16 protein-coding genes are annotated in these 24636 nt (G+C 38.2%); 4 read left to right on the forward strand and 12 right to left on the reverse strand.

From position 1 onward, the window contains the following. Nucleotides 1-11: 11 nt before the first annotated feature. The 11 genes from U859_RS0120870 to U859_RS0120925 form a co-directional block, all read right to left on the reverse strand. The gene (locus tag U859_RS0120870; protein ID WP_025145245.1) at nucleotides 12-3041 is read right to left on the reverse strand and encodes a SusC/RagA family TonB-linked outer membrane protein; all 3030 of its coding nucleotides are present in this window, start codon (nucleotides 3039-3041) and stop codon (nucleotides 12-14) included. Between the two features lie 525 nt (nucleotides 3042-3566). After that, nucleotides 3567-4142, reverse strand: coding sequence for an adenylyl-sulfate kinase (gene cysC / locus U859_RS0120875; protein WP_051584744.1), 576 nt, complete (start codon nucleotides 4140-4142; stop codon nucleotides 3567-3569). 145 nt (nucleotides 4143-4287) lie between these two features. Beyond that, nucleotides 4288-7104 (reverse strand): TonB-dependent receptor, encoded by a 2817-nt coding sequence (locus tag U859_RS0120880; protein ID WP_025145246.1) that lies wholly within the window; start codon nucleotides 7102-7104, stop codon nucleotides 4288-4290. Between the two features lie 329 nt (nucleotides 7105-7433). Continuing rightward, nucleotides 7434-7604, reverse strand: coding sequence for a hypothetical protein (locus U859_RS32060; RefSeq protein ID WP_162800006.1), 171 nt, complete (start codon nucleotides 7602-7604; stop codon nucleotides 7434-7436). A gap of 133 nt (nucleotides 7605-7737) precedes the next feature. Further along, nucleotides 7738-8136 (reverse strand): hypothetical protein, encoded by a 399-nt coding sequence (locus U859_RS0120890; protein WP_162800007.1) that lies wholly within the window; start codon nucleotides 8134-8136, stop codon nucleotides 7738-7740. A gap of 127 nt (nucleotides 8137-8263) precedes the next feature. Next, on the reverse strand, nucleotides 8264-8485 hold the full coding sequence (locus tag U859_RS0120895) for a VF530 family DNA-binding protein (RefSeq protein ID WP_025145248.1): 222 nt from the start codon (nucleotides 8483-8485) through the stop codon (nucleotides 8264-8266). Between the two features lie 23 nt (nucleotides 8486-8508). After that, on the reverse strand, nucleotides 8509-9117 hold the full coding sequence (locus U859_RS0120900) for a class I SAM-dependent methyltransferase (RefSeq protein ID WP_025145249.1): 609 nt from the start codon (nucleotides 9115-9117) through the stop codon (nucleotides 8509-8511). 787 nt (nucleotides 9118-9904) lie between these two features. Then, nucleotides 9905-10312 (reverse strand): RidA family protein, encoded by a 408-nt coding sequence (locus tag U859_RS0120910; RefSeq protein ID WP_025145250.1) that lies wholly within the window; start codon nucleotides 10310-10312, stop codon nucleotides 9905-9907. A gap of 118 nt (nucleotides 10313-10430) precedes the next feature. Continuing rightward, complete coding sequence (locus U859_RS0120915) at nucleotides 10431-12416, reverse strand: M1 family metallopeptidase (RefSeq protein WP_025145251.1); 1986 nt, start codon at nucleotides 12414-12416, stop codon at nucleotides 10431-10433. Nucleotides 12417-12533: 117 nt separating this feature from the next. Continuing rightward, entirely contained in the window at nucleotides 12534-13274 is a 741-nt protein-coding gene (locus U859_RS0120920) for a carboxypeptidase-like regulatory domain-containing protein (protein ID WP_025145252.1), read from the reverse strand. A gap of 68 nt (nucleotides 13275-13342) precedes the next feature. Next, on the reverse strand, nucleotides 13343-13690 hold the full coding sequence (locus tag U859_RS0120925; protein WP_025145253.1) for a Spx/MgsR family RNA polymerase-binding regulatory protein: 348 nt from the start codon (nucleotides 13688-13690) through the stop codon (nucleotides 13343-13345). A gap of 651 nt (nucleotides 13691-14341) precedes the next feature. Here U859_RS0120925 and U859_RS0120930 point away from each other — a divergent pair. Further along, nucleotides 14342-15880 (forward strand): sensor histidine kinase, encoded by a 1539-nt coding sequence (locus tag U859_RS0120930; RefSeq protein ID WP_025145254.1) that lies wholly within the window; start codon nucleotides 14342-14344, stop codon nucleotides 15878-15880. 242 nt (nucleotides 15881-16122) lie between these two features. Beyond that, the gene (locus tag U859_RS0120935) at nucleotides 16123-16797 is read left to right on the forward strand and encodes a LytR/AlgR family response regulator transcription factor (RefSeq protein ID WP_025145255.1); all 675 of its coding nucleotides are present in this window, start codon (nucleotides 16123-16125) and stop codon (nucleotides 16795-16797) included. 620 nt (nucleotides 16798-17417) lie between these two features. Here U859_RS0120935 and U859_RS31265 read toward each other — a convergent pair. Further along, on the reverse strand, nucleotides 17418-23765 hold the full coding sequence (locus U859_RS31265; protein ID WP_084153121.1) for an alpha-2-macroglobulin family protein: 6348 nt from the start codon (nucleotides 23763-23765) through the stop codon (nucleotides 17418-17420). A gap of 162 nt (nucleotides 23766-23927) precedes the next feature. Between U859_RS31265 and ribH the strand changes: the two genes are divergently transcribed. Further along, nucleotides 23928-24419: a 6,7-dimethyl-8-ribityllumazine synthase gene (gene ribH, locus U859_RS0120950; RefSeq protein ID WP_025145257.1), complete on the forward strand. Its 492-nt coding sequence runs from the start codon at nucleotides 23928-23930 to the stop codon at nucleotides 24417-24419. A 53-nt stretch (nucleotides 24420-24472) separates the two neighbouring features. Further along, nucleotides 24473-24595, forward strand: a complete 123-nt coding sequence (locus tag U859_RS32520) for a hypothetical protein (RefSeq protein ID WP_255420130.1) — start codon at nucleotides 24473-24475, stop codon at nucleotides 24593-24595. Nucleotides 24596-24636: the final 41 nt, after the last annotated feature.

Below are 24636 nucleotides of genomic sequence, written 5' to 3' on the forward strand. Positions count from 1 at the left end.
TTTTTCCTCTCCTATAAACTAATGTTTACACCAAACAATATTTTTTTACTGATCGGGTATCTAAAACTTGAACTTCCCGGAATAACATTGGGATCATTATCATCTGGCGCAAGTACAACCTCAGGATCTATACCCGAAAATTTAGTTCCTGTCCAAAGGTTATCGCCACTAACAAAAATCCGGGCGCTACTGATTTTAATTTTACTTAACCAGCTGGTTGGAATCTGATAACCGAGTGTAATGTTGCGCAAACGGATATAACTTCCATCTTCCAGGTAACGTGATGATTGTTGATTGGAATCATGGTTACCACCTAAAACCGGTTTAGGGTGTGTAGCAACATCTCCAATTTTTTCCCATCTGCTCCAGCCCGATTTTAGTACCATCGCATTGTAACTTTCGTACAAACCATCATTATCAAAATAAGCACGGCTATTGTTATACACTTCGTTACCATAAACAAAATTGAAAAATGCACTCAGTGAAACACCTTTATAGCTAAAGGTATTGGTAAAACCTCCGGTAAATTTTGGCGAGGCCGATGTACCTGTATATTGGCGGGTAGCCTGTGAGTAGGTATTGGTTACCGCAATATGGCTTACTCCATCTGCATCAGTAATTACTTTCTCCCAGAGCGGATCTCCGTTATTTGGATCTACTCCCGCCCATATTGGCATTTTGTAGTCGTAAATATCGTGCCCTACCGCTTTTGGCTGCGAACCACCTGGCGTAATCGCATCTTTCCCTTCTGTAAGCCCTAAGATTGTATTGCGGTTAAAGGCCATATTGAAATTGGTTTCCCATTGAAACTCTCCTGTAAAGTTTTTAGTATTGATGCTAAACTCAAGCCCTCTGTTTTTTAAAGCGCCAACATTTTGGAAAATATATCCATAACCATCAGTTGAAGGTAATGGCACTTTAAATAATAGGGCATTAGAGCGTTTATCATATAAATCAATAGTTAAATCTATTCTATTCCAAAAACCGATATCCAAACCAATGTTGGCTGTTTTTTGCTTTTCCCAGGTTAAATCGGGATTGCCTTTTTGATCAGGCCTAGCCCCAGGCAAACCGCCATAACTGGCTGACGCATCAATGGCGTATAGTCCTAAAGATGGATAATCGCCAATTTCAGCATTACCCGTAGTACCATAGCTTGCTCTTAATTTTAAGAAACTAATCGGTTTAACTCCTTTTAAAAATTGTTCGTTACTCAAAATCCATGACGCACCTAACTGATAAAAATCGCCACCACTTTTGTTTAAACCAAAACGCGAGGAGTTTTCGTGCACAAATGAGGCAATTGCAAAGTATTTACCGGCATAATTGTAATCAACCGAACTTAAATATTTACTAAAATTATATTCGTTGGTCCCCCCGGATGGATTACTGATAATATCGGTTGCGGTAGACATTACCGGACGGCCGGCAGGTAAATTTTTCCCATTTGAGTAAGCATCATCGTAGTACGATTTTTCAGCTTCGCCAACTGCCAATACGGTTAAATGATTTTCACCAAAGCTGTTTTCGTATTTCAACCTGTTTGAGCTTAACAACCTGTTTTTATATGTTGTGGAGTTGTAAAGTGAGCCATTTGTTGCACCCCCCTCTTTAGTTCTTTTATCATAATAATCTACAGCAAAGGTGTTGTAAAAAGTGGTTCTGTTATAGCTGGAGAAAGTTAAGTTTTTTACAATGTTATAATCTAAATTTACATCGGCACTTAAATTCAGGCTTCTTTGGTAAGAAAGATTATACTGCGTAGAATGAAGAAAATTTTCTACATCGCGTCCTTTCCAGGTTGGTGTAATCCGCGGATCAACCGGTGTTCCATCTGCATTATAAGCCGGATCGAAAGGGAGATTTAAATAACCATCTCCAAGTGTATTGCTGTTAGCATAGTTGTTTCTGGTAAATACACCGTTTAACAATAAACTCAATTTAAGTTTTTTGGTTAACTGGCTATTTATATTCGCCCTCAAGTTATAGGCATTTTTATCGTTATTAATTACTGTACCCTGTTCTCTATAAAAGTTACCGGCAATGTAATACCTTGTTTTTTCTGTACCTCCTGATGCAGAAAGGGTATAATTCTGTGTTATTCCGTTTTGGGTAGCCAAATCCCACCAATTGGTATCATTTTTTAAAACCGATGGATCAGGATTGGAAAATGTTTTTTGATAATCATACAATTGCTGACTGTTCATCAATTTGAAATGACCTGTTGAAGGGGAGTTAAAACCTACTGTTGAACTGAATTCTATTTTTGCTTCGCCCGCTTTACCTGTTTTAGTCGTTACGATGATAACACCACTACCTGCACGTGAGCCATATAAACCCGTAGCCGCAGCATCTTTTAAAATGGTAACAGATTCCACATCATTTGGACTGTAGGTAGCACCTTCGGTACCGTAAGCCCCAAGGATATTTCCATCTACCACCAACAAAGGCGCTGTTCCTCCATTAATACTTCCAATACCCCTTATTGTCATTTTAGGGGCAGAAGTTGGATCTCCACTGCCTGAAGAAACCACTACGCCCGGGGCTTTACCCTGAATCATGGAAATTACATCGTTAGAGGCTACACCTTTTAACTTTTCGGCAGAAATGACCGAAACAGAACTCGATAACTCTCCCTGCTTTTTTGATGAATAACCTACCACTACTACATCGCTCAGGTTGTTATTTTCTTCTTCGAGGCTAATGTTGAGTGTAGTTTTACCCTGGACAGGAATTTCCTGTGTTTTATAACCTACAGATTTAATGATTAAAATACCATCAGCGGGTACAGTGATTGCGAAATTACCAGCTCCATCTGTAGAGGTACCAATGCCTGGATTTGATTTTAAGGTAATGGTTGCCCCAGGAACCGGACCTGATTTATCGGTTATTTTCCCTTTGATGGTGATATCATCAAAATAATTGGGACGCATTGCCCTGGGCTCGGCATTTGTGTTGTGGTTTAGACTGGCAGCAGCTTTACTTTCGTTAAGCCATAATAAGCCAACCGCGCCAAAAACCAGTAAAGATTTGATCTTCATGTTGCTGTTGTTTTTAAGTTAGTTGATAGGTTTTTGAGGGAAAATCTAGATCTGTTTTTTTAATCGTACTCCGAATATTTTTTTCGTAACACCACCAAAATTTTATGTTGTTTTTTGCTTGCTCATTTCAAAAAGAGAATAAGTGATGAAGTTGGTTAACCTCCGGCATTTCTCTTTCCAAACCTAATTTAGGCGATTTGAAACACACAAAATCTTCAAACACCACGCAAACGTTTGATCATAAATAAAGAAATCAGTTAATTTTACACCCCTAAATACTTAGCATTAGAAACTCATAGCAAGAAATTGCTTTAAATGTGATTGAAACTGTTTTTTCAATCCATTAATCAGAGAAATCTATCTGAAAAATCAGATGGATAGCATTGGATAAAAAAACTAACAAACGTTTGCGTTAAAATTTTTAGCTCCGGAGCAATAAAAATCATTAAAAATTAACTTCAGCGGATAAATGATAAGATGTTTATGAAAACTTTAAACTGATGCCAGGGATTAATCGAAAAGTAGTTAAGAAAGAATACTAATCTTTGAAATAATTTCAAAAAATACCCGATCTCTACTTTGCGTAGGACTTTCTATGTGGGTTTTAATAATGAGATTTGCGTTTATAGCGGGTTCGAATTTCGCACTGATGCCTGTAAAGTTTTGGATCAGATTTAGTCCTGCGTTTTTATATAGGCCTTTTACATCTCTTTCCTGGCAGATGGCCAGCGGACAGTCTAAAAAAACTTCAAAATAACGTTCACCTATAATTTCGGCCGCTAATGCACGGTGCTCTTCCAAAGGGGTAATAAAAGAGCAAATGGTAATCATATTATTTTTTAACATCACTTTGGCAATTTCAGCTGCCCGCCTGATGTTTTCTGCCCTATCTGATTCGCTAAAGCCCAAATCTTTATTAATACCCGTGCGAAGTACGTCGCCATCTAAGGTTACCGTAAAAAACCCTTGTTCCGCTAGTTTTTCCTTTAGCAGGCTCGAGATTGTTGTCTTACCAGAACCTGATAACCCAAAGAGCCATATTACAATCCCTTTTTGATCTAAACCAGTAAAACTATTTTTGGATGAAGCTGAGAGCGGCATGATATGACGTTATTCTATGATTATTCTAAGTAACAAAAAATTAAACAGATGGCCAAAGTTATGTTTATCTCTTAATGATGAAAAATAGAAAATGCCCTTAACATTTACTTCTAAAAGCAAATATTAAGGACTTTAATAAAAGCACTTAATTAACGGTATTGCGGGGATTGCCCCGTTCTTTGTTAGCGCCTACTTTGGTTAATTTGTAATTTAAGGATAGGTAGAAATAACGGGTAATGTTATTGTACCGCACATCTTCTATCCTACTGCTGTTTACAATCCTATCGATAGTGGTATTCTGGTTTAAAATATCAAAACCTTTTAAACTTAAAGTTACCCTGCGTTTCATCAGATATTTATTAATCCCGGCATTAAGCAAGAAATAATTGTTGTTAAATCCATCGGCACGACCAGCAGAGCCAATATGGTTTAAATCGGCCTCCACCCTTAAATCTTTTATAAATTCGTAACTCAGGTTCAACGTATTTTCCAGGCTGAAGTATTTATTGTCAACGGCCGATTCTGCTGTGTTATTTACCTTAGTATAGCCTACATAAGCATAAATACCTGCATTAAATTTATCGTCAATATCGTAACTCCAGTTAATATTCGGGCCGATTTCGAACCTGTTTGTAATGTTTTTAGCGCCGCTGATAAAGTTTGTTCTATGTTCGGTGAAGAAGTTTGCGCCATAATTCATCCTTAAACCTTTAATTTTTGATGGCATGCCAAAAAATGTTCCGGCACGGAGGTAATAATTACCATTTACATTAATGGGTTTCACCGTTTGGATGCCATTATTATAGGTAATATCATTTCCTGTGTCATCAAATGATAAGTTATAAAGGAAATAACCATTCCAATAGCGGTTATTATCAGGACTGAATGTATTGAAGTTTACCGATAAGCGATGGTTTTTCCGGGCTTCGAGATCAGGGTTACCTATTCTCTGGTATAAAGGATTGGTATTGTTCTGTACGGGCTGCAGATCGGTTACTGAGGGCAAATTAACGCTCGCCCGGTAATTAATGGCAATGGTTTGATTGGCTTTATTTTTAAAATTAACCGTTAAGCGTGGCAATAAATTGTAGTATGATTTTTCAATATTGCCAATATTGGCGCCTATGTTATTAAATACATTGGCATTCAACAAACTCTCCTGTGCATTTAATCCGAAATTATATGTCCAGTCTTTTCCAGTGTAAATAAAACCCAGTCCGGCTATTTGCAAACTGTTATGGTTATCGAAAGTATTGGTTAACGATGGAACAATGATTTCGTAGCGATCAGTTGCTGGATTATAATCAAAGGTGATCTGCTGCGCATCAACAATACTCCTTGTATAACCGTAGGCAAGGTTGGCACTCCATTTTGGGTTTAACTGCCTGGCATAATTGCCATTGATGGTATAGGTTTTAGCTGCGTTCTCCTGATTGGCCTGCTGGTTGATGTTGGTAACCGTAGTACCACCATTTACATACTGGTTAAGCAACGATTGATTTAACCAATCAGCATTAAAAGTATTCTGTGTTCCATTTAAACGGAGCGAAACCGAGCCTTTTTTATTGGCCAATCTTCTCAGCACCGTAAACTCCCCAAATAAAGAAGGAGTAAAATTATGCTGGTTATAATACTGCTTTCCATCATTTGCTTTTCCTGTGGCATCAAAATTAGCATTGAACGTGCGATTATTGATGTTGGTGGTATTGTTTAAAATCACATTAGGGCGAAATATCATATCTGTTAACGAATCGGGATGGTATTCTGCCTTAAAATTAAAGCGGTGTGCCTGGTTATTGCTGTTCCGGTCGGTATTATCCAGTGTACGCAAAATATCGCCTGAGCTTAAATCCTGAATGTTGGATAGCTTATTGCCTAAACCAGAAGAAAAATAAGTGAAATAACTGCCGCTAATGGCTAGTTTGTTGTTTTTGCCCCAGGAGTTGCTATAATTTACGCCTCCACTATGCGTGGTGTATAATCCAATGGCATTGTTATCAAAAACACCGCTACCACCAATGGTGGTTTTACCGTTATTGTTATTGATCGAGAAACTTCCCCCGGCTGGTGGCGCAAAAATATTTCCGATATTGCCTCCGCTAAAACTGCTCAGGTCATCATAACCGAAACTGGCATCGTTGGTATTATTGCTCATTCCTAAAACAGCAAACTGCAGATTTTTATTAAAGTGGTTGGCACTTAAATAACTTCCGTATTTATCGGTTGTACCACCGGCAAGGTTAGCGTTTCCGAACCAGCCTTTTTTCTTGTCTTCTTTAATGGTTAGGTTCAGCACTTTTTCGCGCTGACCATCATCAATTCCGGTTGCCTTCGCTTCTTGTGTTTTACTGTCAATCAATTGTACTTTTGCAATGGCATCGGCAGGAAGATTTTTGGTTGCTGTTTTTGGGTCGGTACCAAAAAAGTCTTTACCATCAACAGTTAAGCGCGTAACTTTTTGTCCCTGGACTAAAATACTACCATCTTTATCAACGGTTACACCAGGCAGTTTTTTCAACAAATCTTCTACCGCCGCATTTGGCCTGGTTTTATAAGCGTCGGCGTTAAATTCTACGGTATCTTTTTTTACCGTAGCTATGGCATAACGGCCACTTACCGCCACATCTTTTAGGGCAATGGCATCTTCTTCCAGTTTTAAGGTTCCAAGATTAATATTTTTACCATTTACAATGATGTTTTTGCTGACAGAGTGATAACCCATTGCCGAAATCCTGATTTTATAATCACCATTGGCAACCGCATTAAAAGAAAATTCTCCGGCTTTGTTGGTTACTACACCTAATTTTTTGGTCGAATCTGTTTTATCTGATAAAATAATTCCCACATATTCAAGCGGAAGGTTTGTTTTCACATCCACAATTTTTCCATTTATATTGCCCGGCTGTTGTGCGAAGACTTTCGTAGATAATACGCACAGCAATATCCATAAATAGGTTTTCATAGCTAAAATTCTGTTTTTTATTAATTTGTTTGATTAACCTTTTTTCAAGGTTTCAGCTATAAGACACCAAAAGGTGGAAAGTGTGACAGAAAATATTATTTTTTTCTTCCGAAGTTTTAAAAGCCTGAGAAACCTGGAACTTAATAATTCTGCCAAGCCATTTAATGGACAACTTCGTTTACAAAAGAAATTTAATAAAGAAAAACAGAAATACAGATCTAAAACGTACTCAACAGATTTCTCCACTGCGGTCGAAATGACGATTTGTCAATAACAATCAGACAACAAACAAAAAAGTCTTTCAGGTAAACCTGAAAGACTTTTCTTTATTAAGCTTTAGCTACTTTTTTAGCATGCTTTTTATGATGGTGTTTTTTATGGCCTTTTTTGGTCTGTGATTTTTCTGTTCCTGCTTTTGCCGGAGTGGTGGTTTGAGCGCTTACGGTATTAATGGTAAAAGCGGCTACCAGGGCGATTACTAAAACTTTAATTGCTTTCATTTTTACATTGATTAATGATGAATAAACCTTGTTATTTTGTTTACTTAAATCTCGAAAATCAATATGAAGATTTTATGAATAATTAATTTATTGAATGACTGAATTACAGAATGATTGAATGAAATTGAGCTTCTTACGGTAAATCGAATGAGAAAGTATAATTGAGTCTTTTCCCAGTCAAAACGTATTCAGAAACCACTTTTCCATCCACCAGTATTTTGTATTCACCTTTAGCGTCTGTTGTAGCAGTAGCTAATGTTTTAAGTTTAGCGTGGGTCCCTGATTTTAAGATCACTGTCTTTTCCCAAGTACCGCTTACCTCTTTTAATTCTATCTCTTTCCCACTTTCATTGGTATAAGCTACATCAGCTGTTAAACCGTTGCCAAAGTTAGCCTGATAAACCACATTGTAAGTTTCTTTTTTTGGAACATCAACTTTTCCACCTGAAATAGAATAAATTGAAGTCATGACTCCAAGGGCGCAGCTGCTTAACGCAACTATTAGCAAAAAACAGTAGAAAATATTTTTCATTTGATAAGGTTTAGATCAAGATGACGACGGCTTTAGAGAAAAGGTTGCAAGGGAAAGAGAAATGATTGAATGAAAGCATGATTGGATTAGATTAGCCAATTCAATCATTTTAAACTCACTCATTCCATCATTTATTAAAGGTATCGAGATATAATTCTTCTACTTTTTTTCTGGCCCAGGGCATTTTTCTTAAAAATTTTAAGCTCGATTTAATCGTTTGGTTATTATTGAAACAATCGATTTTGATCAATGATCCCAATCTTTCCCAACCGTAATGCGTTTGCAGATCGGTTACTATTTTTTCTAAGGTGATACCGTGTAAGGGATTGTTTTTTTGCTGTTCGGCCATAGCACAAAGTTAAGGCAAAATTATCAGGGTTTGTACTGTGCCATCCAAACATTTGCGCCTCCGCAATCGGGATCGTTTATTTTATGTTTTAGCACTTCAAATTGGTTTGATTGTAGTAAAGTTTGATATTCAGCAGTAGCTAAAGAAGCATGAAAAAGATTTTCGCTACCATTTATGCCCCAGGCTTCTCCCCTTTCGGTACCGGAGGTAAATAACAAAATACCATTGGGATTGAGGTGCCGCCTAAAAATATTGAACATGTCAGGCTGATCAGCAGCAGGAAGATGAAAAAAACTATGCCATGCAATAATCGCATCGAATTTTTCATCCAGATCCAATTCTCGCATATCTTTTAGCAGAAACCTGGTAGATGGGAAATTGGCTTTTGCCAGCCTAATCATTTGCTCACTGGCATCAACTCCTAAAACATTTATCCCATGGTTAATAAAATATTCCAGTATAGGTTTTCCATCACCGCAACCCAGATCCAAAACCTTTGCATCTGTAGGAAGTTGTTGGAGGATATCATTCAAATAAGCTTTCTCTACCGAATCAGCATAACGGTTTTCGACAAACCACTTACTTATTTTGTTGTAAACTTTATAAACGTTTTTGCGTTCTCCCTTTTCCATCCGTATAAATTATTGTTGTTAATTTTTAATTCAAAGATTTAAAATATTCAGAACATCACCTCATGCTTTAGCAATACCAAATTAATCATATTGGTGTTTTTTTTTATTGGAAACAAATGTACAATGGTTCCTGGCAAATGCAGCCCTGCCATCCGCTTTATCCCGATTTTATCCTATCGTGTGGATACAATTAATTATAATATTTTTCTACCGCTCTCTGCCGCGGGGGCATGGTACTTTGGAGCGCCAAAGTACCCAAAGCGCTTTGTCAATCCAGCAATGAGCCCTTTGCACAATTCCACGCGCATCAAAAAAACAGTGACACTTCGTTTTGTGTTCAATACTTTTTAAAACTAAATTAACCGTTTATGAACACAAAACCACTACGTTTCAGGTTTGTTAGTGCCAATTTACCTGAACTGCAACTGTTTTTTTGATTTCCCCGGCTCTTGGGATTGACAGCGTCCTTGGTTAAAATCCGTGCTGTATTAAAGTTAGTTAGCAAAATGCCTAAACTATTCTTAAAAAAGATGTGCCCACAGGATTGGATTTTATCGGGATGCCCGCTACTGTCAGGTTTAGGATGAACAGCCTGCTTCCGGCATCTCGCCAAAGGTATCGGACCGATGTTTCTAAACCCGATCCGATAGCTATCGGATGAAGTGGTAGCTGCCGGCTTCAAGCCGGCACTACAAACGGAAAGCGGGACTGAAAACCGCTAAGAGAACACAACCCTTCATTTCCAAAACAATACCAGTTTAATAATAATGGTAACCGGGTTTATAAATTAACCAACAGCCGTAGCATCAATTTCAATCAGCATGCCATTTAAGGCCAACCTTTGTACCGGAATAAGCGTATTTACCGGGAATTTCTGATCAGGCCATATTTTATTCGATTCTTCGATCAGGATCTCGTGTTTAGCCTCATCATAATCTACTACTAAAGTAGTCAGTTTTGCAATGTTGGCCATGGCTAAATTTTTGCTCCTTAAAGCTAAGGCAATATTTTCGAAAACAATGCTTACCTGCGTCCTAAAATCATCACTTAAAATGCCATCTGTTCTGCTACCGCCCTGACCGGCAACAAATACCAGCTGACCATTTGCAGAAACGGAGGCGAGGTGGGAATATCCATGCGGACGGGGATCGTATATGCCAGCGGGATTGGTAATTTCTAAACTAGGTTTTTCCATATCTGTAAATTTATGCCTGCTAAATTATCTGATAGTTTTCCGTAAACCGTCGGCAGTTTGCAATAAAAAACCTCCTGATCTTTTAATATCAGGAGGTCTGGAATTATTTAAGGTAAGCTTAGTTGCCCGTAGCGGTCCATGTATCGTTATCAGGATTCGAATCTGGCAATACTTTATCCGGATCCAAAGTAACCGATTCAATTTCTTCAGTTGTTGGGAAACGAACCAACCAGCTTGTATTTTTCATCCAAACATCAACCGGAACTTTTACGATCTCTGTTTTTCCGCTTTTGGTTTTAATCTGAAGGATAATCGGCATTGGCATTTTCTCTAAGTTGACAACTTTAATGTTATAACCTACCAACTTATCGTCTTTTTTAACCTGTTCAACCACAGCAATGCCCTGATCCATTTTCCAGCTGTTTAACCACCAGCTTCTCCAGAACCAGGCTAAATCTTCACCTGCTCCGTTTTCCATCGAACGGAAGAAATCAAACGGTGTTGGATGTTTAAATGCCCAGTTTTTAATGTACTGGCGGAAAGCATAATCAAAACGGTCTTCGCCTAAAATCTGGTTTCTTAAAATATCCAAGCCCCATCCTGGTTTACTGTATAAGTTAACGCCAATATTTCTCTCGGTCATACCATCAGGCATTTGCATAATATTTTCGTAAATCGGGTTACCAATAATACTTTTACCAATTTTGTGTAAATCAGCCGGAGGAGTAGCGTATTCACCATTATTAAAGTTTTTCTTAGAAATACCGTTGATGAAGGTGTTAAAACCTTCGTCCATCCAGCCATATTTACGCTCGTTAGAACCCACGATCATCGGGAACCAGGTGTGACCAAATTCGTGATCAATTACTCCCCATGCGCCGGTTTTTTTAGCAGTCCAGCCACAGAAAACAATACCAGGATATTCCATACCACCAATATTGGTAGCCACGTTAACAGCCATTGGATATGGATATTCGAACCATTTTGATGAATAATGTTCGATGGTAGATTTTACATATTCTACACCACGACCATAAGAATCAACACCATTACTTTCTACAGGTTGTGCAGACACAGCCAAACCTGTTTTACCACTTGGCAATTTATACCTTGCAGCATCTAAAACGAATGCTTTTGATGAAGCCCAGGCCGCATCGCGTGCATTGGTAATTTTAAATTTCCAGGTTAGTTTATCTTTCGCCGGACGTGATTTCGGATCAGTTACCTCTGCTTCGCTACGGATATGTACAGTAGCATCGCTCAGTTTAGCTGCATTCCATCTTTTTAACTGCTCTGCAGTAAAAACTTCAGCAGGGTTTAATAATTCTCCCGATCCCATAACGATATGGCTTGCAGGTGCAGTAATGGCAAAGTTGATATCGCCATATTCGCAATAAAACTCACCACCGCCCCAATAAGGCAAAGTATTCCAACCGATTACATCATCATACACACACATGCGTGGGAACCACTGTGCAATGGCAAAAATTTCACCGTTTTTTGTAGTTAAATGACCTGTTCTGTCCGATCCTTCTTTAGGCACGATGTATGAGTAATCCATTTTGATGGTTACCAAATCGCCATTAGGGGCCAAAGGCTGATCTAAACGGATCTGCATACGGGTATCTTCAACTATAGAAGTGAATTTTACCGCACCTGCCTTTTGTGCTACGCTAATGTTCTGGATTTTATACCCCCCATCAAATTTTTCGCCTTGTGCGCCATAACGGCTACGCGAAGGGGTAATGGCATAACCACGTGATGTTTCTTTAAAAGTATTCTGATCTAATTGTAACCATAAATAAGGCAACTTATCGGGACTGTTATTTTTGTAGGTAATGGTAACTGTACCACTCACCATGTTCTTGGTTTCGTCGAGGTTGGCGGTAATGTTATAATCAACATGGTTTTGCCAGTATTTTGGCCCTGGTGCGCCAATTGCCGACCGGAATTCATTTCCGTTTTGTGTGTAAAATAGTGGTCCAAAGGCATCAGCAGGATTGTAATTGGTTGCTGGTGCAGGGGTTGTAGCCTGTTGAGCAGATGCTGAAAAAGCAAAAACACAACAAACCAAACCAAAATTAATCAGTTTAGTCAATTTCATGATCATAATAAGGTTGTAATACAGCGGTAAATATAAAAAATAACCACATATAGATTTATATGTGGTTATAATGTTACCAATTATGGTTACTATATGATCAATATTTATTAAATAAGCTTAATTCGCCTTTAATTTTGGCAGATCCTGCAATTTTCTTTCCTGCGGCGATAACTTTTTCCACGCTGCAAAGGCACGTGAAATATAAAAAGCGTAGCGAAACGGTCTTTCAGCCTTTACAGCCTCAATAGACGGCCTATAAATGATCATAAAATTTTTAAGTTCTTCGCCTTCCAGTTTGGTCAGATCGGTTATGGTCTTTGGCGTAAAATTTTCGTCGATTTCATCCTGGTACATTTCCTTTTCTTCTAAATCGGCTTCCTTACGCTGCTGTCTTTTATATTTACCATAACCTAAATTCAGGTTTAAGCCTCCAACCTTATCGGTCATACGCTTACGGTTTAGGTTACCACCGGTATTAAGCAGAGTATATTTTTCTGCCAGGGGATCTTTAGCATCGGTTACCTGGCTGTTCATGCGCACCGCTGTAATATCGACATCTTTTAGACTGTTCGATTTTACGGGAAGATATATAGTCCTGTTTAAGAGATTGGTTAAATAAAGCGTATCGCTATGGTATCCTACAGCAGAAAACTCAATCAGATCGCCAATGTTGGCTGCGATGGTATATTTACCTTCTCTGTTGGTACTGGTAGATTTTTTACTGTTCAGGTTTCTGATGGAAACACCAGGCAGTGAGAGTGTTTTTTTCGAATAATCGAAAACTGTACCCGTAGTTACCGTTTGTGCAAAAACGCCCATAGGTAAGGCAAGCAATAGAAAAATGATCAGTTTGTACATACTCAAAAGTAACTTAGTTCGACATTTAAAATCTGCATTTAACAAACTTTAACATTAGAACAAATGAATTAGGCTAGTGTTTTTAAATAATTGTCATCGTCAAATCCAATTAATATGGCTTTGTTATTTTGTTCAATAATCGGGCGTTTTATGGCACTCGTATTTTCTTTTAAATAAGCAACTGCCAATGCTTGATTATCGATTTTGGCCTGCTCCTCCTTAGTCAGTTTTTTCCAGGTTAAACCTTTTCGGTTCAGAACGGTTTCCCAGCCAAAAGTATTACACCATTCATTTAATTTTTCTTCGGTTATGCCCTTTTTCTTAAAATCGTGAAATTCGAAATCTACCTGATGTGCTTTTAACCAATCGAGCGATTTTTTAACTGTATTGCAATTTGGAATTCCGTAAACGGTCATATTGAGTTGTAATAATGTAAGATGGAAAATGTATAATAGATGATGGAGAAACCAATCCCAGCAATCCATTTCAAAGATAGTAAAATTGTTTATCCGTGGTGTTGGATATTACATTAGTGGTGTCAGATATTTCTATCTGACACAAGGTTGAATTATTAACTTGTTATTGATTTTGCGAACAGTCAGATGGTAACATCAGACTGCACGATTATGAAATTGCTTACCTGATCTTAAAATCCTGCAATCCTATAAATCCTGATCATCATTAGTGGTGTCAGATATTCCTATCTGACACAAGGTTGAATTATTAACTTGTTATTGATTTTGCGAACAGTCAGATGGTAACATCAGATTGCACGATTATGAAATTGCTTACCTGATCTTAAAGTCCTGCAATCCTATAAATCCTGATCATCATTAGTGGTGTCAGATATTCCTATCTGACACAAGGTTGAATTATTAACTTGTTATTGATTTTGCGAACAGTCAGATGGTAACATCAGATTGCACGATTATGAAATTGCTTACCTGATCTTAAAATCCTGCAATCCTATAAATCCTATTCGTTCGTCACATTTTTTGCACCATCTGTCACATTTTAAATATTCTAGCCGATTCTCTTTGTAAAATTGTATCATTAATTAAAACAAAATGGAAATTCTTTCAGGTAATTCATCTGCCATCAAATCTAAAAACATCAACCAGCTTGAGTTTTGGATCTCTACTACCTTATTCATCCTTGCTTTGATCAGCATTTGCACACAAACTACTTATGGCGGTGGCGGTTCGTATCGTTTTTCGGAAAATGTGGTCGATTACAGCATCGTAACTAATTTCTTCCTTCCTGAAATATTTAAGATCAGTATCATTTACTTCAGTTTTTTGCTTTTCAATTTTGTTTCAATGCCACAGCTGGCAAAAGGCCGTAATGTTACGATGAATCTGATCATGACCATTGCCGTTACCGCGTTTTCTATAATTGGATGGATGATAGCCAATACCTATTCGGAAGCTTATCGTCTGGTGGAATATGATGATATGGACCGCGGTTACGACATATTTTTTGGGGAAGCTTTTACCTATATATTTTTCATCTACCTGCTTTTTAACGCTTACGCCTATTTTAACGAGCGTGGCATGGAGCTTTTTAATAGAATTCATTTTTTAAAGAGTTATAATAAAAATATTGTTTCAGAGATATTTGTGAGTACAAAAATCTGGCTGATTACGCTTATGATCTTCACTGCAGTACTTTCTGTGAAGATAGATTATGAGTTATTGGTAATCTGGAGTATTGTGCCACCGGTAAATATTTTTACCGCCTTCTGTGCCATTTATTATATCATTCCAAACCTCAGAAAGGATTTTAAAGGCTTTGGTCGGTATTTTTGGGGCAATGTTGGCATAACCATTATTATCTCACTCCTTCTCTTGATTGTCCTTATTCCTTTCATGCGCAATGGCGCAGTTGTGCCAATTACGCTAATTTTAAATGCAATATGTTTAATCTGCATCACCACACCATCAGCCTGGTATGTTTACAAACATAAATTTGAAAAACTGAGCGAAATCCAAATGCTGAAAACAGAGCTGGGCAAATCGGATGCGAATCTGAATTTCTTAAAATCGCAGATCAATCCACACTTTTTGTTTAATGCTTTAAATACCTTGTTTGGAACGGCTTTACAGGAAAATGCAGAAAGAACGGGTGAAGGCATACAGAAACTGGGCGATATGATGCGTTTTATGCTCCATGAGAATACCCAGGACAAAATTTCATTAACTCGCGAAGTAGAATACCTGAACAATTATATCGATTTACAAAAGCTGCGTACTTCGCGCTCTGCCGATATCAGGATTGACACCCATATTGAAGAACAATTAAACAATTTGCAGATTACGCCAATGCTATTAATCCCCTTTATCGAAAATGCATTTAAACACGGGATTAGTTTGCAACAGCCATCGTATATTAAAATTACGTTACAAACTAAAGAAAAGACTTTATATTTCGACGTGAGTAACAGCATTTACATCAAAGCAGATAACGATCCCGAAAAATTGAAAAGCGGTATCGGACTCGAAAATGTTAAGCAACGTTTATCATTGCTTTACTACGGAAAACATGAACTGATTATCCGCGAGAGTGCAAATGAGTTTTTTGTTCATTTAACTTTGCAGTTGGATTAGAGACGTACTTTTCTAATAGCAGCTAAATGAGCACAATACGAAGACGATTTGTTGTTAAAAATTCTTATTATTGAATTTAAATAGATGCCTGTCATCCTGAATGCAATGAAGGATCTTTTAACGATGAAAACTGGTTTGAAATTACAGCAAACCAAGAAGCAAACGTCGTTACATTAGTGCCAGTCGGCTGGAGATGCTTCCTTCGTCAGCATGACAGAAAAAATAAATAGAACAAATAAAAAATGATTGCCATTGCTATAGATGATGAACCGATTGCACTTGATATTATAAAATCGCATGCCTCAAAAGTTCCGTTTGTAGAATTGCAGGAAACTTTTACCGATGCCTTTGCGGCCATCAGTTATCTTCAGCATAACAAGGTTGACCTGATTTTTCTGGATATCAAAATGCCTGACATTAGCGGCATTGATTTTTTAAAGAGTTTAAGTAAACCGCCCATGGTTATTTTTACCACAGCCTATACCGAACATGCGGTACAAAGTTTTGAACTTGATGCTGTTGATTATTTGTTAAAACCTTTTTCACTTTCGCGTTTTTTGAAGGCCTGCAATAAAGCACAGGAACTCTTTAACCTGCGTGGCCAGAAACTGGAAGCAAAAACGGAATACATTTTTGTAAAAGATGGTTATGAACAAATTAAAGTTGAATTAGACGAAATCTGCTATGTGGAAGCCTCGGGAAATTACACCCAAATCCAGCTTAAGGATAAATTATTAAGCTCGCGCATCACCATAAATGACCTGGCTGAATTGTTGCCAAAAACAGATTTTATCCGCTGCCACCGGGCTTTTATTGTGGCCAAAAACAAAGTATCCAAATTTGACCGCAGCCAAATTTGGATAGGAGATAAAATTATACCCATTGGAGCCACTTATGGTGGAATACAACTTACTTAATGCTATTTAAACCTAGCAGGTTTTCGAAATCTGCGGGGTATGGAACAGTGATATGAAATGCAGAACCATGGTTAAATAAACCTGATAGTAGCGTAAAACCCGTAGGTGAGGCACAAACCAAGTGAAGCGGAGCAGGGGGCAGATAGCATGATGTATAGGGATAATTTCTAACACGGTCGTCATTCTCGCGGATGCGGGAATCTTAATGCACTTACTATTTTCTTGTCCTTCGCGCAGTCTTGCCTCGGCTCACCGCCGCCGAGGGGCTCTTTCTTTTGGCTTGGCCCAAAAGAAACAAAAACCCAAGGCTTGCATCCTTTCTTATAAAAACCTATGGAAATCTTAATTGCGGCAGCATCGAGGCTCTTACCCTTGCTTATCTCAACGTTCCCGCTTTGATCCTGCCTTAGGTTGTGGGGTTATGATGGGGAGGTGCAAAGATTTCCGTGCTTTTTCCGGCGAAAATCTGCCAGGCCGGATAGCAGGACTGTTACAAGCCAAGTATGCAGAACCCTGCTTTTACAAAAAAATATTGACCACCTAAGTCACCTGAGTGCATTTAAGTAATATGTAGATTTAAACCTCACTGGTTTTAAAAACCTGCGAGGTTTGTAACCCATTTATTTTACACTTACCCTTATCCCTGCAGAATGTGTGGTAAACTCTGGCGCATACATGCTTTGCAAACTGGTAATCCCGTTCGAAAAATTCCCTGCATGCGTAACCCTTAATGGATATTCGAACACATAAGTTCCTTTTGGCATGTAACTGATAAAGAAATTGGTTGAAGCATCTTTAGTACTTTCATAATAACCCAAACCATCCTGATATTTATATTGGGAGATCACATTTACGGGTTCGAAACCTGATGAACGCATATCTTTCAAATGGAGATATTCCATATCTCTATCGCAGTAAATTTCGATACGTACCTTCAATAAATCGCCCGGAGCCAAAACATTGCTGGTAGTAAGCGGTGTTAACACGTCACCTTTATTGCTGGCTTTCTGGAGGAATAATTGCTTTTTGATTTTGATCCCGGTATTGGCTGATGTAATTTTATCCAATTGCTCAAAATATTGCCAGTATAGTGCGCCCCATGCTATGGTTTGGTTATTGTTTTTAACCTCTACCCTGCCCATTTCGGGTTTTACATTTACACCTGCAATGCTTATTTTCTGATAACCGGTTCCGGTCTCCTTTGTAGCATTGGGTTGTTGCAATTCCGCCAATTTCTGACCGCCAATGGTGATCTCAGGTTCATTACTTTCGGCTAGTAAATCAGTTCCTCTCATTAATAAGGCATAACAGGCAGCTGTAGTAGCTTTAGTGATTTTCCAATCGTTGGTTTGTTTATTTTTGAGCAACCAGATTTTCATTTCCTCTACCGCTTTGGTATCATTGGCTACTTCATCAAAAGCTTCAATCAATAAAGCTTGTGTTTCAACCGGGCTTTGGTACCACCACCAGCCAGCTTTATTGGTGGCCCAGTACATGCCCAATTCTTCATTTTGTTGCGCGGTTTGACTTAACAGCGTAATGATCTTTTTCGCCTCTACATTATTGCCGTTTCTGTTGAGCACCAATGCTGTTTGCGCCAACTGATAGGTATCGAAGGTTTTCCAGCTGGATGCCAGTTTTTTGAGGTAAAAATCTTTGGCCTTCACAAAATCGGCACTGGTATTTTTTTGATCGGTATAACTTCTGGCAAACAGGTAATGCAGCGGCAAATAAGCAAAATATTTTCCTTTCACTTCATTTTTATAATCTTGTACCAATGCTGCATCCAGATAAATAATTGCTTTATTGAGCATGGCATTAAATTTAGGATAAGCCTTTTCATCAACCATTTTCAGTTTTTTTAACTGGCCCATGCCCAAAACAATGTGTTGGGTAATGTACCTATCTTCGCGCATGCCACTAAACCATGGGAATGCACCGTTATTAAACTGCATTTTTTCTAACTTCTCAAAATTGGCTTTTAACTCATAAGTCATTCTGTTTAAGTCGAAAAGTGTAGCCAAACGTTTTTTACGTTCACTCTCATGATCTGCATTGCGTACCCAGGGAGTTTCTTCTAATAAAATCGATTTCAATTCCTGGTTTTTCTCCAGGTTAGATAACAATGCTTCGCCATTATTGGTGTTTTTCCATTGCTCAAAAACAGTTTTAATTTTTGGCGATGAATTAATAATTCCCGTTGCAAAACTATTGGCATAAAAGCGGCTAAAAGTTTGCTCGGCACACTCGTACGGATATTCCATTAAGTAAGGCAGGGCCTGCACCGCATACCAAACCGGGTTTGAAGTAAATTCGAAAGTCAAACCCTGGTTACGCATGGTTTTGGAACTGCCCGATTTTTCGAGTTTTTCGAAATCGAATGTTTTGGTGGTGTTGCCACGCACATTTATCGGCATACTTTCGGTTATCAACATGGCATTTGCTAAAACCGGAATGGTATTTTCTTCACCATCACTAAATTTGCCACTTTGGGCCAGAACTTTATAGGTAATGGCACTAATGCCTGATGGGATAATTACTGTCCATTTTAAAACAGTATTACCCTCATCACCCACTTCAAAAGTTTTTTCTGATTTATCATTTGTACCAAAAACCTGGACCGGTTTTCCTGTTAAAGCATCAGTAAGTTGTAAACTAGCATTACCTGTAAGTTTTTTACCTGCCAGGTTATTGAGTTTGGCGCTTAATAAAATGGTATCTCCTTCTCTGAAAAAACGAGGCGCATTAATGGCAATGGCCAATTGTTTTTGCGTAACCAGCTCCTTGGTGATGGATGCTGTTCTTAAATCTTTGGTATGTGCAAAACCCATCATTTTATAGCGGGTTAAACTTTGCGGTATGGTAAATTCGATTAAGATCTCGCCTTTGGCATCAGTTAATAACTGCGGATAAAAAAATGCAAGTTCGTTAAAGTTGGTGCGAGGGGTTACGTTTAAGTTTTTAAGCGGTTCAATTTCCTGACGTAGCGTTGTTGACTTATCTTCAGCTGCTATTGGAAAGACCATCGCCTCGGCAGATCTACTGCCATAAATCGCTTCTGCGGCTAAGCCAGGAGTCTTCGCTTTTAAAGCAGATCCCCTAACCTGCATTACTGCTCCTGTTAAATTTTCCTTTTTTTGCACGCCATAACCCGTCACAACTACCTCGTTTAAAGCTGTACCATCTTCTTTCAGTGTTACATCAACCCGTTTTTTACTGCCTATTTTTATAGCATAGTTTTTAAATCCGATAAAAGAAAAATTCAGTGTCTCCCCCGCTTTGGCATCAATGGTATAAATACCAAAAACATTAGTGGTGGTTACCATTTTACCTACGCGAACCTGTACACCCGGCAATATTTCGCCCTGAGTATCGAACACCACCCCATAAATTAGTTTACCATTTTCCAGCTCCGCCAGTTTTTTTAATGCTTCCGCAGATATGCCTTTTCGTTTAGCCCTTTGTAAATTGCTGATATAGTTCCGGTAACCAGAGTTGTATCCGCCATAATAGTTATAACCAAACAGATTAAGGTTTTCGTAGCCCCGCGTAATCACGCTATAGTTTTTATCCTGTCTTAAAAACCATAGATAACCTGGGTTGGCTACATTGTTTACATTGAAATTCCAGTTATAAAAACCATAATTAAAACTGGTTTGCAGATTGGTATTCCAGTTCATTTGCTTAAGGTTGTCCAAACTTGCATCGTAAAGTGTGGCCACCATTTCGGCCATTTGTTTTTCTCCCTTGTTATTACTGATCTTTAGTTTCCAGCTTTCCTTTTCGCCGGGCTGTAATTTATCTCGAAAGGTTAAAAAGCGGATGTTCAATTCTTTCTGTGGATCTGCAATTGTAACCTGTTGGATGGAGTTGTAAATGGTACCTCGATGCACCATGGTAAACTGCACAGCAAAACCAGCTTCATAATTGGCTTTTGGTTGTATTTTAACAATGGTTTGTTTTGGCGATAAATTGATCCACACTTTTTCGGCTATGCTATCCCGATAATAAACTTCGTAATAGGCCTTACTGTTTTCTGCCAATCCTGCCAAACGGAATACAGCGCTTTCGTTTGGTTTGATCACAGTAACTTCTGGCGTAATCCATTCGATGTTTGATTGTATTACCGCAGGTACTGCATGATAAATCACCAGGTATTTATCTGTTTTAACGGTATCATTTTGTCCATTTACAGCCGTTAAGCTGATTTTATAATAACCTGGCTTAAGGTCTTTCTGACTAAAACTTAAATTTCCACGACCGTTTTTCGCACTAAGGTTTTGCTTAAACTCTACTGATTTTACCGGCCATTTGGCTACTTCGAGTTCATTGTTATAGTCATCATCAGGAAAGTTTTTAATAAAATCTTCCTTGCTCATGGCATAATTTTCGGCATAAAAAAGGCTTTTGTTCATCAGCCTTGATGGCGCCTGCAATAAACTCCACTCTGCTTTAACGTCAGCCTTAATGGCTTCATTATTTAAATTGGTTACCGAAAAGGAGATACTATCTGTTTTATTGCTCAAATAAACAACTTGCTCTGCACTGATATTAAGTGTTATATCCTTTTTCCCTACATTTATGCTAGTCGTTTTCGAACGGGTTTCGCCATTTAAATCGGTTATATCAGCTATAATTTCGTAGCTATAATTTGCCCTGGTATCTGTAACGTTTGCAAAAAAAGTAATCTCGAATTTACCACCTTCTTTGGTGCTCGTTTTGCCAATGGCTACCTGTTTTCTTTCAGCATACATTCTTGAGCCATAAATAACACTCCGCTGCTCGTAGCTGAGCCTGTAATCATCCATCACTCTGCGGAAAACTTTATAATTTACCTTCGCGTTGCTCACCGAATAGCCGGAAAAAGAACTGGCCTTACCCTCTACTTTAATGCTATCATTCAGTTTATAATGTTTGTTGGCTTTATCAAAAACCACTTCGAAAGTTGGCCGTTTATATTCCTCAACCTGTACGGCAATACGACCATTTTCGGTTTCGATTTCCATCTGACCATTTAATATGCCCATTGGAATGGTAAACGAACCTTGAAACGTGCCATAATCGTTGCTCATTAATTTCGTTGTGGTAATCTCTTTTCCATTGGCATCGTTAAAAGAAACTTCAAGTGCTTTATTTACTTCAATTTTATTTTTTCCATTCAGGATTTCCAAACACAACCCTTTATAATAAATGGTTTGTCCCGGGCGGTAAATCGGTCTATCAGTAAATAAAATTATACGTTCATCTTCCTCATCCCGGTAGCTATTATAGTTGTTGATATTGATCTGTAATTCATCTTTACCAAGCTTTAACAATGCGGCACTCATGCCAGCCTGGGTTTCGGTTGTACTGGCATAACCATTCCCATCGGTAGTTAACAATTCACCATCAATATATTTACGGGTATTGTAATCATATCTCCGTTGTCTGATTGTTACGTTTTTTGAGGGCGCACCATTATTCAGCTGACTAACAAAATATTCGTGTTTATCAATATTGCTCCTATTAATAACCGCCATGGCCGTAACCTTAAAACTGATGTTACTATAAACGGTATCGTTCTGCTTGCGGTTAATGGTCTGCACAATTAAAGTATAACTGCCAAAAGGCAATGCGTCAATTTTATCAACTAAAGTGTGGATTTGAAAATCGTTGGTCTTCGGAACAGCTATCACCCACTGCCTAACAGTTTTATTTTTTCTTAAAAAAGCTAAAAAATCGGTCTTATTGTTAAACTGTTCATAGTCATTTTTAAATTCGGGCGAATGGTACAATCTCAACTGTACGGTATCTGTATTTTTGTAGGATAGATATAATTGGCTTGGTTGATCGGGCTGTGCGAATTCTTTTACCTTAACCGATAAACTACTGCTTTTAATCTCTTCAATTAAATTTTTGGCATTCTCTGCCCCAATGCTTTTAGGGAAAGCATCAATCGCTTTTTCGGCCAAAGCAACTGCCGTAATCAGGTTTTGTTTATTGGTATCAACCGGTAATTGTGCATTTTTATGCATAACGGCCTGTTCGTATAAAATATCAGCAAAAACTTCGGTTTCTTTACTTTGCTCCGCCAACTGACTTAAAGCGTTATAATATAATTCTTGTCTGTCGCCGGTAAAATGCTGTTGCACAAATTTTAACCTTTTTAAATCCACATCTGCCAGTGCTGAAGTATTACTGTTGCCCTGATGAAATCTGATCAGGTTTTTAAACAGCTGCAAAGCCTGTGCTTTAAATGAAGTGCTATCGGCCGATATGGTAATGTTTAAAAATACCTGTCTGTCACCAAACCAATCAGCATTGCTCATGTCGATTAATTCATCATCATATTGTGTAAGGCCTAGTTGTGTATTGTTAAAAACATCGAGGGCACGGTGGGCCAGCAGGTCGTATAAAGTAGGTCTAAAGCTTCTGTATTTTTTATCCCCGGCTAAAACCGCATCTAAAGTATCTACTTTCGTCTGTTGTAAAATCTGGCTCTCTTTTAACGATAACAAGTAATATTTTACCGTTTCATCATTTAATTTTTTAATGTTCCAGGTCTTAATGTCATCACCAATGTCGCCCTGTACCTGTGTACGCTGATTAATTTGCCACTGGTTTTGCTGCAGATAATTCCAATAGGTTTCGGCCAAAAGTGATTGTAAAATACTTTTTTCGGGCTGTTTGGCATTGCCAATATCTTTACGCAAATCGATCAAAATTTTATCAAAAGCATTTTCTTCCAAGTAACTCTGAAACACCATCCGGTAAATCACCGATTTAACGAGCAAAGGCGTATTATGCGTTTGACGTGCCTGCTCATTTATTTTTTCCACCAAAGCCAGTGCATCTTTGGGTTTAGCCAGGTTGGCGATAGAATCGATCCTGTAAAAATCGTTGAGTGTATATTTTTGTTGTGCAGAAACATGTAACGACATCAAAATGAGGAGAAAAAATAAGGCGGGGAGGCGTAATGATATATTCATAGGTAGCTTGCGTTTTTACTATAGATGGGCTGAACGCTTAAATTCCATAAGCGATTGATATTTATCTGATTCTTATACGAATCTAAGTATTAATGAACTAAATGTTACAACCAGCAAACATTAAGGTTTTTAACATTCGCGGCATAACATTATCTTTGCCCCATGTCAACACAATTAAAAAATCTATCCGATTTCTCTCATACCACCGTTCCTAGCGGTGCAAACTATAAATTCGGGATTATTGTAGCCGAGTGGAATGCCGAAATTACCGGTGCTTTATACAATGGTGCATTAAAAACCCTGTTAGCAAATGGCGTTGCCGAAGAAAATATTATTTCTTTACCGGTACCCGGAAGTTTTGAATTAACCGGTGGTGCAGAAATTCTGTTGAGCAAAAGAAGCGATATTGATGCGGTAATCTGCTTAGGCTGTGTAATACAGGGCGATACCAAACATTTCGATTTTATTTGCGATGCAGTGGCGCAGGGCGTAACCAATGTTGGCATTAAATACAGTAAACCGGTTATTTTTGGGGTGCTAACCACCAATAATTTAGAGCAGGCGCAAGACCGTGCAGGCGGCAAACATGGCAATAAAGGCGATGAAGCTGCAATTACAGCGATTAAAATGGCCGATTTTTCTGCACAGATTTAAACTTGCGTTTTAATAATTATTTGTAACTTAGAAGTTTAAAATTTATCAGATCGATGAAAAAAGTAGCCATCTTATTATTGGCGGTGTTCTGCACCATTACCATTTTAGAATCTTGTTCTTCTAAACTTTGTCCTGCCTATGGATCTTATCCAGAAGGTAAACGCAGAAGAAATTAAGCTTCATATCTACAATCTTCATATTCAGGTCATTTGCAGAA

Source organism: Pedobacter jeongneungensis (assembly GCF_000633455.1).
GTDB lineage: Bacteria > Bacteroidota > Bacteroidia > Sphingobacteriales > Sphingobacteriaceae > Pedobacter > Pedobacter jeongneungensis_A.